The organism is Sediminicola arcticus (genome assembly GCF_040566695.1).
GTDB classification, from domain to species: Bacteria; Bacteroidota; Bacteroidia; order Flavobacteriales; family Flavobacteriaceae; genus Sediminicola; species Sediminicola arcticus.
On record NZ_JBEXAE010000005.1, the window covers coordinates 279996 to 292668 of the forward strand.

The following is a 12673-nucleotide window of genomic DNA, read 5'->3' on the forward strand; positions in this document are numbered from 1 at the left end:
CGGCTTTTAGGAAATATTTAACTAAGTGCGCTTAAACTAAAGGGTACTTTTGTTGTCTATACAACAATTATATTATAGCCTTAACTTAATGGATACAAGAAAAATAGTGCTGTCTGTACTTGGATTGCTTTTAATTGCAGTGTCATTTTATGCTGCTTCCGTAATCATCGCCAATAAAAACACACAGAAACCAATACCCGAAAAAGTAGTAAAAACGGTATTAGTGCAATCCGTGGAAAATGGAATTGTACCCATTGTAGTTTCTGCCAATGGTAATTTAATGGCCAAAAGAAGGGTGGAACTTTTTTCTGAAGTTCAAGGAGTCTTTAAATCTGGGAGTGTTCTTTTTAAACCTGGACAGAAGTATATGGCTGGGCAGACCATAATAAGTATTGATGCGCAAGAGTATTATGCTAGTGTGCAATCTTCTAAAAGTAATCTGTATAATTTGATTACGTCTATCATGCCCGATTTACGTTTAGATTATCCAGAGGTTTTTCCAAAATGGGAGGCGTATCTCAGAAATTTTGACATACAAAAAACTACACCTTCGTTACCTCAAATGGATTCTGAAAAGGAACGTTACTTTATTTCTGGTAGGGGTATACTCACTAATTACTACAACGTAAAAAATCAGGAACAAAGACTTTCAAAATATAGGATTACCGCTCCTTTTAGTGGTGTGGTGACCGATGCTCTAGTCACTGAAGGTACTCTAGTGCGCTCTGGACAGAAACTTGGGGAGTTTATTGATCCTAGCGTTTATGAATTGGAGGTTGCCGTTAGTAAAAGCTATAGTGATCTTTTAAAACTGGATGAGCAGGTAGAATTAGTGAACTTAGACAACAGTAAGAAATATATGGGTAAAGTTGCTAGGATCAATGGTAATATAGATCAACTATCCCAGACGATTAGGGCATTTATAGAAGTTCGCAATGCCGATTTGAAGGAGGGGATGTACCTACAGGCGAATTTGAATACCAAGGAAGAAGCTGAAGCCATTGAAATAGATAGAGGACTGTTACTGGAAGGAGATAAAATCTTTGTGGTCAGAGATACTATTTTGGATATGATAGATGTAAAACCTATATTTTTTAGTGATAAAAAGGTAGTTTTAAAAGAAGTACCCAATGGAACTACCATCTTATCCAAGCCTGTTATAGGAGCTTATGCCGGTATGTTGGTAAAAGTATTGAAGGACACGGCTAATACAGAAGAATAATGAGGGGTCTTATAGCTTATTTTATAAAGTATCATGTAGCGGTTAGCGTATTTATACTTGCGGTTGTTGTTTTTGGAATCGCAGGAGCGCTTTCATTGAAGTCGTCTTACTTTCCATTATCGGATTCCAAGAATATAGCCATCAATATTGCTTATCCAGGAGCTTCACCACAAGAAGTGGAGGAAGGTATTGTTCTTAAAATTGAGGACAACCTTAAAGGATTGCAAGGCGTAGATAGGGTGACTTCTACTTCTAGGGAAAATAGTGGGACCATCAATGTAGAGATTGAGAAAGGTAGGGATATAGATTTTATGTTACTCGAGGTAAAGAATGCTGTGGATAGGGTGCCTTCGTTTCCTACTGGGATGGAGCCTTTGATTGTGTCTAAATTGGAAGAGGTAAGACAAACCATTAGTTTCTCAGTAAGTGGTGATAATGTGCCGTTGGCCACCTTAAAACAAATAGGACGGCAGATAGAGAACGATATTCGCGCAATGGAGGGCATCTCCCAGATCAATATTTCAGGATATCCACAAGAAGAGATTGAAATTGCGGTTAATGAGAATAGTCTTCTTGCCTATAACGTATCCTTTACTGAAGTTTCCCAAGCGGTAGCTAATGCCAATATTTTGGTGACAGGAGGAAATATAAAGACAGACGCTGAAGAATATCTCATAAGGGCGAATAATAGAGCCTATTATGGGGATGAGCTGTCTAATCTTATTGTAAGGGCGGATGCATCCGGACAGACGGTCAGATTGAAAGATGTGGCCATTATTAGGGATCGCTTCTCAGAAACGCCCAACACGTCTTATTTCAATGGAAATTTGGCAGTAAATGTGAGTATTACCAGCACCAATACTGAGGATTTAATCTCTGCGGCCGAATTGGTAAAGAAATATGTTGAGGAGTTCAACCAAAAATACAATAACGTTCAGGCCAATGTGGTCAGTGATCAGTCCGTAACCTTGACCCAAAGGACAGAATTGCTGACCGAGAATGCTATTATGGGGATGATTTTGGTTTTGATTTTCCTTTCATTATTCTTGAACACAAGACTTGCTTTTTGGGTGGCCTTTGGTCTACCCATTTCATTTTTAGGGATGTTCATCTTTGCAGGCTTCTTTGACGTTACCATAAATGTACTTTCCTTATTCGGAATGATTATCGTAATAGGTATTTTGGTGGATGATGGTATTGTGATTGCGGAAAATATTTACCAACATTACGAGAAGGGTAAAAGCCCAATACAAGCGGCCATAGATGGAACTATGGAGGTGATACCTCCCATTGTTTCAGCTATTATAACCACCATACTTGCGTTTTCCATATTCTTGTTCTTAGATGGACGAATTGGGGAATTCTTTAGCGAGGTGTCAGTGATCGTCATTCTTACATTAATAGTTTCCTTGGTAGAAGCTTTGATTATTTTACCAGCTCATTTAGCACATTCCAAAGCGCTGCAGCCTTTGGATAAAAAACCTAAAAAAGGGATTGCAAAAGTATTCTCCAAATTAAGGATAATCAACGACTATGGGGATAAGATGATGGTCTGGATGAGGGATGTTTTATATGGTCCTGCATTAAGATTTACGTTAAAGCACAAAATTCTTACATTTTCATTTTTTGTAATGGCATTGGTGCTTACCCTGGGGTCTGTGGGTGGAGGAGTTATAAGGACTGCATTTTTTCCTTCAATAGCGAGTGACCGGGTACAAGTTTCTTTATTGATGCCCAACGGTACCAATGAGAAAATTACGGATTCTATTATTAGCCTGATCGAAGAAAAGGCTGAAATCGTGAATCAAGAGCTTACAGAAAGGTATTTAAAAGGAACGGATAAGGTTCTTTTTGAAAATATGATCAGAACGGTGGGTCCTGGATCTTCTGCGGCTTCTCTGGTCATAAATCTATTGCCAGGAGAAGAAAGACCGGACAATATACCATCTAGTATGGTAACAAGTAGGTTGCAAGAATTGGTTGGCCCCGTATTAGGGGTTGAAAGCCTAATCTATGGGTCTGGTGGGAATTTTGGGGGAGATCCTGTTTCGGTTTCCCTAATTGGGAATAATATTCAGGAACTAAAGGCTGCCAAAAAGGAATTAAAAACTGCTTTAGAGAACAATGCCCTTTTAAAAGATGTAGCTGATAATGATCCGGCGGGTATTAAGGAAATACGCTTAGAGCTCAAGGAAAACGCCTATTTATTAGGATTGGATCTACGGACTATAATGAATCAGGTGAGGGCTGGTTTTTTTGGTACACAGGCCCAACGTTTCCAAAGAGGACAAGATGAGATTAGGGTATGGGTGCGCTATGATCGTGAAAATAGGTCGTCCATTACAGACCTTGATGAAATGAGAATAACCACTCCTTCTGGTAATAAAGTTCCTTTAAAGGAAATTGCTACATATACCATAGAAAGGGGAGATGTGGCTATCAACCATTTAGATGGACGTAGGGAAATTCAAATATCTGCGGATTTGAAGGATGATAAGACCACAAGTGCAACGGATATTATGACAGAGATCAGAACCCAGATCATGCCGGAGATACAATCAAAATATGCAACGGTATCTGCTTCTTATGAAGGTCAGAATAGGGAGGCAGGAAAATTATTAGGTTCTTTAAAATCTGTAGGACTAACAGTTTTATTGTTGATCTACATCACCATTGCATTTACTTTTAGGAGTTTTAGCCAACCACTTTTATTAATACTGTTAGTGCCTTTTAGTTTAACAGCTGTGGCATGGGGACACTGGATTCATGATTTCCCCATTAATATCCTCTCCATGTTGGGTATTATTGCTTTGGTAGGGATTATGGTAAATGATGGGTTAGTGCTAATAGGCAAGTTCAATAATAACCTAAGAGAGGGGATGAAGTTTGATGATGCTATTTTTGAAGCTGGTAAATCTAGATTTAGGGCTATATTCTTAACATCTATCACCACTATTGCCGGTTTGGCTCCCTTACTTTTGGAAAAGAGTAGGCAAGCACAATTTTTAAAGCCTATGGCCATTTCCATCGCCTACGGAATTGCTTTTGCAACGATACTTACCTTGTTGATGTTACCATTATTCCTGGCTTTCAGTAATAAGTTCAAAGTTGGCTCCAAGTGGTTGGCTACAGGAGGACAAGTGACCAAGGAGGAAGTGGAAAGAGCGATCAAGGAACAAGATCAGGAAAAGCACATGCTGGAAAATCACCATCAATCAGAAAACGGAATTCATTACAACGGTAGTACTGAAGAAAATACCGAAAAGAGCTTATAGATCCATGAAGAAATTTTATCTACTGTTTATTGTATCGGTTGTTTACGGGCAGAACATTATGGCACAGGAGAACCTATTGTCCAAGGAGGAAGCTGTGGTTACCACCCTGGAAAATAATTTCAATATTGTTGTGGCCAAAAATATAGTGGAAATTGCAGAAAATAATTCAGGAATTCTTAACTCAGGCTATCTGCCTACGGTCACAGGAACTGCCGGAGCCAACTATAATAAGAACAATACCAATACCGAATTTCCAGGTCAATTTTCGGACGATGGAAGTCCAAGACCGGACATTGTTGTGAATAATGCAGAAAGCCAACGTTACAATTCTGCCATCAATGTTAATTATACTTTGTTCGACGGCCTGGGCAGGTTTTATAATTACAAGCGGTTAAAGGAACAGTATCAGTTGAGCGAGTTACAGGCCCGTGAGACTATAGAAAACACCATTTTACAGTTGTTCAGTGTTTATTTTGAAATCGCCAGGCTTACCGAAAACCAAAAGGTTTTACAACAAGCCTTAGAAATATCGCAGGATAGGATAAAAAGGGCTGAATATTCTTTCGAATATGGACAAAATACCCAATTGGATATATTAAATGCCCAGGTCGATGTCACCAATGACAGTATTAACCTTTTGAACATAAATCAAAATTTGGTCAATGCCAAAAGGGATTTAAATGTTATCCTAAATCAGGATTTGAACAATAGATTCAAGGTGGATACCGTAGTACAGTTTATCCCTAGGCTGCAATTGGACGAATTTATAGAGCTAGCCAAAAACAACAACGTAGCTGTTTTGCAATCTGAGAGAAGTCTTGCCATTAACGATTACGACATTAAAGTGAGTAGATCTGGATACCTACCTGTTATTGGGTTAACGGGAACTTACGGGTGGAATCGCAACCAAAGTGCTCCTTCTGCGTTTTTATCTGGAGCTATTTTTCCAGGAATCAATTCCACAGCAGATAATATTGCTCTTGGTGCCAGTCTAACCTGGAATCTTTTTGATGGTGGAGGAACTTCAGTAAGGTTAAAAAATGCTAAAATAGCCTATGCCAATCAAGAATTGGTCAAAAAGCAAATTGAGTTGGAGGTAAATAGAGATATATTAAACGCTCTGGCCATTTATGAGAATAGGTTGAGTATTTATTATATTCAAGAACAAAATGTAGTGACCAACCAAAATAATTTTGAACGTTCGGAGGAGCAATTTAAATTGGGAAGGATAACCTCCATTGAATTTCGCCAGGCACAGATTAACCTTTTAAATGCCCAGACTAATAAAAATCTAGCCAAGTACGATGCCAAACTTGCTGAACTACAATTGCTGCAATTAACGGGTCAATTATTGAACGTAAAATTATAAAGATATGTTTGAACACTTCTTTCAATGTCCGTATTGCTGGGAAGAAATTTCCATGTTATTGGATACCTCTATTTCCACACAAACGTATGTGGAGGATTGTGAGGTCTGTTGCAACCCTATAGAAATTACACCAATGTTCCAGGATCAAGAGCTCATAGGATTTGAAGCAGAGAGCTTGGAGCAATAGGAATAGGAATACAAACAAAAGCGCCATGGATATCCATGGCGCTTTTGTTTTTATCATTCCATTTTAATTCATAGAATTGATATTTCCTCCTACAAATTTGGTTTCTTTAACCTCTTTTGGGTTACCATAAATATTAATGGTCCCACCAGCTCTTACTTTAGCATCAACAATATCTGTAGCATTTACATTGGCTGTCCCTCCAGCATTGACAGATACCTCTGTCTGTTCTGTTTTTAAACTCTCGTTTTTAACGACCCCTCCCGTATTGACGGAAATGTCTTGAACTTTTGAAGTACCAGATAAGGAAACTATTCCTCCTGTAGTGGCTTTTACGTCCACTTTTTCAGCTTCTACCTTAAGTTGTAGTTCACCTCCTTCTTGGGCCCTCATCTCTAAACTAACAGATCTTATAACATCATCAGAAACTATTTTCGCTTTTTCGTTTACGTCCAATAGTACTAATGTTTCAGTATGGTATAGCATTACTGTAGTATTATGGCCAGCCAAAAAATTATCCAATTCCATACGTATTTTTAGGCGACCAGATTTGTTTACAAAAGCTACTTCGCTTTTGTAATCTCCTGTAATTACAGCTTTGTTTACATCACTGCTAATCAATTTTACAGTAATCCCGTCATAGGCCTTCACTTCAGAAAATTTATATAACTCATGGGCAACTTCTTTTTGTGCAGAAGCATTCCAAGATAGCAATGTTATTGCAATAAGTACGATTGATGTTCTCATATGGTATTGTTTTAAGGATTTACTTGTTATATATACGTTCATAAGTTACCCTTAGGCTTTTGGCAAGGTCATAATTTTGAATGAAATACGTATTCTCAAACAAGTTTAAATTGAGCTTTATCGATTTTGAAATATAGGACTGGTCAAATATGTTTGCCGATAATGTTGGATGCTCTTCTATTTGACAAAAACCATTCAATAAAAATGTTGATTGCTAGTGGTTAAATCTCTATTTTTAAAATGTTATAATTGAGAATTTTTCAACTAAGATGTTAAAATGACATCCAGAAGTAATCCATAATTTGAAAATATCAATTGATAAATCAAGGAATCAATGTCAGAAAAACAAGCTAAGGCAAAAGCATATTGGAAAGAAAACCTTAGGTACTTATTACTCTTATTGTCTATATGGTTCGTGGTTTCCTATGGTGCCGGAATCCTATTTAAGGAGGCTTTAGATACCATTAAATTGGGAGGTTTTAAACTCGGTTTTTGGTTTGCTCAGCAAGGATCTATTTATGTGTTTGTCATACTCATTTTTATATATGTTAGACTGATGAACAAATTGGATAAAAAATATGGATTTAATGAAGAATAGACTTCTCAAATATAAAATTAAGGGGATATGAGTGTACAATTGTGGACCTACATTATTGTAGGGGTAACCTTTGCATTGTACATAGGCATAGCCATATGGTCTAGGGCAGGATCTACCAAAGAGTTTTATGTTGCTGGAGGGAATGTTTCGCCATTAGCCAATGGCATGGCCACGGCAGCAGATTGGATGTCTGCCGCCTCATTTATATCTATGGCAGGTATTATTTCGTTTGCCGGATATGATGGCTCTGTTTATCTTATGGGTTGGACAGGGGGATACGTACTATTGGCACTTCTTTTAGCTCCTTATCTCAGAAAATTTGGAAAGTTTACGGTACCAGATTTTATTGGGGAACGCTATTACTCCAAAACCGCCCGTATCGTAGCTGTAATTTGTGCCTTGATTGTATCTTTCACCTATGTAGCCGGACAAATGCGAGGCGTAGGCGTAGTGTTTTCAAGGTTTTTAAAAGTTGATATTACCACTGGGGTAATCATAGGGATGGTTATTGTTCTTTTCTATGCTGTTTTGGGAGGTATGAAGGGGATAACCTATACCCAGGTGGCTCAATATTGCGTTCTCATTTTTGCCTTTATGGTTCCTGCTATTTTTATTTCCATACAAATGACGGGTAATCCTATTCCCCAATTGGGAATGGGTTCTATGGTCAATGATGGCTCAGGAATGTATTTGTTAGATAAATTAAATGGACTCTCTACGGAATTAGGCTTTGCCGAATATACAGATGGCTCCAAGTCCCTCATAGATGTGTTCGCTATTACCTTGGCCCTAATGGTGGGGACCGCAGGATTACCACATGTTATTGTACGTTTTTTCACGGTCAAAAGAGTGAGGGATGCACGTAAATCAGCGGGTTGGGCCCTATTGCTAATCGCTATTTTATATACCACTGCCCCGGCTGTTGCAGTATTTGCCAAAACCAATCTTATCAATACCGTTAGTGATAAGGACTATTCCAGTATGCCTACCTGGTTTAAAAACTGGGAAGAAACTGGGCTTTTGGTTTTTGATGATAAAAATAGTGATGGAAAAATACAGTATGTAGCCAATAAAATTGATAATGAACTGACTATTGATAATGATATTATGGTATTAGCAAATCCGGAAATCGCAAATTTACCTGCATGGGTAATTGCATTGGTAGCCGCTGGGGGATTAGCAGCGGCGTTATCCACAGCTGCAGGTTTGTTGTTAGTAATCTCCTCATCTGTATCCCATGATTTGATTAAAAGTATTTTTAAACCTAATATTTCAGAAGCGGGAGAATTATGGGCTGCTCGTATTTCTGCTACAGTTGCTGTGATTATAGCTGGGTATTTTGGTATTCATCCACCTGGTTTTGTAGCGGCGGTGGTAGCCCTCGCATTTGGACTTGCAGCGGCTTCCTTTTTCCCTGCTATCGTACTAGGAATCTTTTATAAGAAAATGAGTAAGGAAGGAGCCATAGCAGGAATGATTGTTGGGATTTCTTTGATGTTATACTATATGGTTAAATTCAAATTTGGACTTTTCGATGGGGGTAAAGCTTCGGTGGCAGCACTTTCAAAAGACTGGTGGTTTGGAATTTCTCCTGAAGGCTTTGGTAGCATTGCAATGATTGTTAATTTTATAGTGGCCCTTTTGGTCAACCTATTTGCGCCAGATCCCCCAGAATTAGTGCAAGAAATTGTAGAAGATATCCGAATTCCAAGTGGAGCGGGTAAGGCTAAAGGCCATTAATATTAAATGATTTTATAATATTAGCATTTTAAAATGAGCAATTACCATATCAAACATTTAGAAGAGTACTTTCAGGTGTATCGTAAATCGGTGAGAGACCCAGAAAGTTTCTGGGAAGAAGTTGCGGAAGAACATTTTATGTGGCGAAAAAAATGGGATAAGGTATTAAGTTGGGACTTTTCGAAACCTGAAGTAAAGTGGTTCGAAGGGGCGAAATTAAATATCACTGAAAACTGTATTGATAGGCATTTGACTACAAGAGGCGACAAAACGGCCATTATTTTTGAGCCAAATAATCCCGAAGAAGAAGCGGAGCATATAACCTTTAGACAGCTTCACGAACGAGTATGTGAATTTTCCAATGTACTGAAAGACCAAGGAATAAAAAAGGGGGATAGGGTATGTATCTATTTGCCAATGATCCCGGAATTGGCCATTTCAGTTTTGGCCTGTGCCCGCATTGGAGCCATTCATTCCGTAGTTTTTGCCGGTTTTTCATCAACGGCCTTAGCTACCCGTATAAATGATAGTGATTGTAAAATGGTAATTACTTCTGATGGTTCTTATAGAGGTGCAAAATCAATTGATTTAAAAGGGATTGTAGATGATGCCTTGGAAAATTGTCCAGGTGTGCAAACGGTTCTTGTAGCAAAGCGAATCAACTCAGAGATACCTATGAAGAAGGGCCGTGATAAATGGTTGCAGCCTTTATTGGATAATGCCTATAGGGATTGTGTTCCGGAAATAATGGATGCCGAGGATCCCTTGTTCATCTTGTATACTTCTGGATCTACAGGAAAACCTAAGGGCATGTTGCATACCACAGCGGGGTATATGGTATACACCGCCTATACGTTTAAGAATGTTTTTCAATATAAAGAAGAAGATGTGTTTTGGTGTACCGCCGATATTGGTTGGATTACGGGTCACAGTTATATCGTTTATGGGCCATTGGCCAATGGTGCCACAACAGTAATGTTCGAGGGGGTTCCAAGCTATCCTGATTTTGGGCGTTTTTGGGAAATTATAGAAAAGCATAAAGTCAATCAGTTTTATACGGCCCCAACGGCTATTAGAGCCTTGGCTAAAGAGAATTTAGAATTTGTTGAAAAATACGATCTGTCTTCAATAAAGGTATTGGGAACTGTAGGAGAACCTATCAACGAAGAGGCATGGCATTGGTACAATGTAAATGTGGGCAAAAAGAAAAGCCCAATTGTGGATACGTGGTGGCAAACGGAAACAGGAGGCATCATGATTTCACCTATCCCTTATGCCACTCCTACCATTCCCACCTACGCTACCCTGCCCTTGCCGGGTATACAACCTGCTTTAATGGATGAACAGGGTAACGAAATTAAGGGAAATCAGGTTGATGGTCGTTTGTGCATCAAATTTCCATGGCCTTCCATGGCCAGAACAATTTGGGGAAATCACCAAAGGTATAAGGATACCTATTTTTCCACGTATGAGAATAAATATTTCACAGGGGACGGGGCATTAAGAGATGAGGTAGGGTATTACCGGATTACAGGTAGGGTAGACGATGTAATCATTGTTTCAGGACATAATTTGGGTACGGCACCCATTGAGGATGCAATTAATGAACACCCTGCCGTAGCAGAGTCAGCCATAGTTGGCTTTCCGCACGATATTAAGGGAAGTGCCCTTTACGGATATGTAATATTAAAAGAAACCGGGGAATCTCGGGATCATAACAACCTCCGTAAAGAAATCAACCAGATTATTACGGAGCATATTGGACCTATCGCCAAGTTGGACAAAATTCAATTTACCAGTGGCCTTCCAAAAACAAGATCTGGAAAAATCATGAGAAGGATTCTTCGTAAAATAGCTTGTAACGAAATGGATAACCTAGGGGATACGTCTACCTTATTGAACCCTGAAATAGTTCAGGAGATTATAGACAATAAATTGTAATTACTTTCTAAATGCACAGATATAAAAAAGCCTTCTTTAAAGAAGGCTTTTTAGTTATAATGGGATATTGCCATGTTTTCGGTTGGGTCGCACTTGCTCCTTATTTTCCAGCATACTAAACCCCTTGATCAGTTTTCTACGGGTATCCTTTGGCAGAATCACTTCGTCTATAAAACCACGTTGTGCTGCTAGGTACGGATTGGCAAACTTGAGTGCGTATTCTGCTTCCTTTTCTGCTAGCTTTTTTGAAGGGTCGTCTGCTGCAGAAATTTCTTTTTTAAAGATAATCTCACTAGCACCTTTGGCTCCCATGACGGCAATTTCAGCACTTGGCCAAGCATAATTTAGATCGGCTCCAATATGCTTAGAGTTCATCACATCATAGGCGCCGCCGTAGGCTTTACGTGTTATGACCGTGATGCGGGGAACAGTGGCTTCGCTCAAGGCATAAAGGAGTTTGGCACCATGCACTATAATTCCGTTCCATTCCTGATCCGTACCCGGCAAAAAACCTGGGACATCAACTAAGACCAGAAGGGGAATGTTGAAACAATCGCAAAAACGCACAAACCTAGCCGCTTTTTTAGAACTGTTTACATCCAATACCCCTGCTAAAAACATAGGCTGGTTGGCAACAACACCTATGCTTCTGCCACCTAGTCTAGCAAATCCTACAAGGATGTTTTCGGCATAGTCTTTATGTATTTCGTAAAAGCTATCTTTATCTATGATGCCTTTAATCACCTCATGCATATCATATGGTTTATTGGCATTATCGGGAATAATGTTCGATAACCGATCCCTGATTTCATCGCCGAACTCAAATGGAAGGGTTTTTGGCGTCTCTTTGTTGCTCTGTGGTAAATACCCTAAAAGTATTTTTATATCCTCCAAACATAGTACGTCATTGGCTGAGGTAATATGTGCCACTCCGGATTTAGTTGAATGTGTGCTTGCCCCACCTAGTTCTTCAGAGGTAACTTCTTCATTTGTTACTGTTTTTACCACATTTGGGCCAGTTACGAACATATAGCTGGTGTCTTCTACCATCATGGTAAAATCTGTCATCGCAGGAGAATATACCGCTCCTCCGGCACATGGTCCCATAATAGCTGATATTTGGGGGATAACCCCAGAGGCCTGTACGTTTCTATAAAAAATATCCGCATAACCTCCCAAGGAGCGCACGCCCTCTTGGATACGGGCCCCTCCTGAATCATTTAATCCAACAAGGGGAGCACCAATCTTAACCGCAAGATCCATGATCTTACAGATTTTTTCGGCGTGGGTTTCTGAAAGTGCTCCTCCAAATACTGTAAAATCTTGGGCAAACACATATACCAACCTTCCATTGACAGTGCCGTAACCTGTAATCACCCCATCACCGTAATAGAGTTCCTTATCCATTTCAAAATCTGTGGTCCTGTGGGTCACGAGAATACCTATTTCCTCAAAGGAACCGGCATCCATCAAATAATTGACCCTCTCACGAGCAGTCAATTTTTTCTTTTGGTGTTGTTTTTTTATCCGATTTTCACCTCCCCCCAAATGGGCTTTGGCAATTTTATCTTGTAGTTCTTTTATTTTAGAATCCATA

9 protein-coding genes are annotated in these 12673 nt (G+C 39.2%); 7 read left to right on the forward strand and 2 right to left on the reverse strand.

Annotated features, from left to right (window positions below):
• Window positions 1-88: 88 nt before the first annotated feature.
• Genes ABXZ36_RS12150 through ABXZ36_RS12165 form a run of 4 tightly spaced genes read left to right on the forward strand, consistent with a single transcriptional unit; the run spans window position 89 to window position 6053 of the window.
• Window positions 89-1222: an efflux RND transporter periplasmic adaptor subunit gene (locus ABXZ36_RS12150; RefSeq protein ID WP_354615940.1), complete on the forward strand. Its 1134-nt coding sequence runs from the start codon at window positions 89-91 to the stop codon at window positions 1220-1222.
• The gene (locus ABXZ36_RS12155) at window positions 1222-4497 is read left to right on the forward strand and encodes an efflux RND transporter permease subunit (protein WP_354615941.1); all 3276 of its coding nucleotides are present in this window, start codon (window positions 1222-1224) and stop codon (window positions 4495-4497) included. Before ABXZ36_RS12150 ends, ABXZ36_RS12155 begins: the two co-directional genes overlap by 1 nt.
• Window positions 4498-4501: 4 nt before the next feature.
• Window positions 4502-5866, forward strand: a complete 1365-nt coding sequence (locus ABXZ36_RS12160) for a TolC family protein (protein WP_354615942.1) — start codon at window positions 4502-4504, stop codon at window positions 5864-5866.
• Between the two features lie 4 nt (window positions 5867-5870).
• The gene (locus tag ABXZ36_RS12165) at window positions 5871-6053 is read left to right on the forward strand and encodes a CPXCG motif-containing cysteine-rich protein (protein ID WP_354615943.1); all 183 of its coding nucleotides are present in this window, start codon (window positions 5871-5873) and stop codon (window positions 6051-6053) included.
• A 63-nt stretch (window positions 6054-6116) separates the two neighbouring features.
• Here ABXZ36_RS12165 and ABXZ36_RS12170 read toward each other — a convergent pair whose 3' ends face one another.
• Window positions 6117-6797, reverse strand: coding sequence for a head GIN domain-containing protein (locus ABXZ36_RS12170; RefSeq protein ID WP_354615944.1), 681 nt, complete (start codon window positions 6795-6797; stop codon window positions 6117-6119).
• A 334-nt stretch (window positions 6798-7131) separates the two neighbouring features.
• Here ABXZ36_RS12170 and ABXZ36_RS12175 point away from each other — a divergent pair, with 334 nt between their 5' ends.
• The 3 genes from ABXZ36_RS12175 to acs are packed head-to-tail and all read left to right on the forward strand — an operon-like array spanning window position 7132 to window position 11076.
• The gene (locus ABXZ36_RS12175) at window positions 7132-7395 is read left to right on the forward strand and encodes a DUF4212 domain-containing protein (RefSeq protein WP_354615945.1); all 264 of its coding nucleotides are present in this window, start codon (window positions 7132-7134) and stop codon (window positions 7393-7395) included.
• 27 nt (window positions 7396-7422) lie between these two features.
• Entirely contained in the window at window positions 7423-9135 is a 1713-nt protein-coding gene (locus tag ABXZ36_RS12180; RefSeq protein WP_354615946.1) for a sodium:solute symporter family protein, read from the forward strand.
• A 33-nt stretch (window positions 9136-9168) separates the two neighbouring features.
• On the forward strand, window positions 9169-11076 hold the full coding sequence (gene acs, locus ABXZ36_RS12185; RefSeq protein ID WP_354615947.1) for an acetate--CoA ligase: 1908 nt from the start codon (window positions 9169-9171) through the stop codon (window positions 11074-11076).
• 54 nt (window positions 11077-11130) lie between these two features.
• Here the strand turns inward: acs and ABXZ36_RS12190 are convergent, their stop codons facing one another.
• A complete protein-coding gene (locus ABXZ36_RS12190; protein WP_354615948.1) occupies window positions 11131-12672 on the reverse strand; it encodes an acyl-CoA carboxylase subunit beta in 1542 nt (513 codons plus the stop codon).
• Window position 12673: the final 1 nt, after the last annotated feature.

Coding starts and splice junctions, on each gene's coding strand:
- ABXZ36_RS12150 (WP_354615940.1), top strand. CDS start 89: ATGGATACAAGAAAAATAGTGCTGTCTGTACTTGGATTGCTTTTAATT.
- ABXZ36_RS12155 (WP_354615941.1), top strand. CDS start 1,222: ATGAGGGGTCTTATAGCTTATTTTATAAAGTATCATGTAGCGGTTAGC.
- ABXZ36_RS12160 (WP_354615942.1), top strand. CDS start 4,502: ATGAAGAAATTTTATCTACTGTTTATTGTATCGGTTGTTTACGGGCAG.
- ABXZ36_RS12165 (WP_354615943.1), top strand. CDS start 5,871: ATGTTTGAACACTTCTTTCAATGTCCGTATTGCTGGGAAGAAATTTCC.
- ABXZ36_RS12170 (WP_354615944.1), bottom strand. CDS start 6,797: ATGAGAACATCAATCGTACTTATTGCAATAACATTGCTATCTTGGAAT.
- ABXZ36_RS12175 (WP_354615945.1), top strand. CDS start 7,132: ATGTCAGAAAAACAAGCTAAGGCAAAAGCATATTGGAAAGAAAACCTT.
- ABXZ36_RS12180 (WP_354615946.1), top strand. CDS start 7,423: ATGAGTGTACAATTGTGGACCTACATTATTGTAGGGGTAACCTTTGCA.
- acs (WP_354615947.1), top strand. CDS start 9,169: ATGAGCAATTACCATATCAAACATTTAGAAGAGTACTTTCAGGTGTAT.
- ABXZ36_RS12190 (WP_354615948.1), bottom strand. CDS start 12,672: ATGGATTCTAAAATAAAAGAACTACAAGATAAAATTGCCAAAGCCCAT.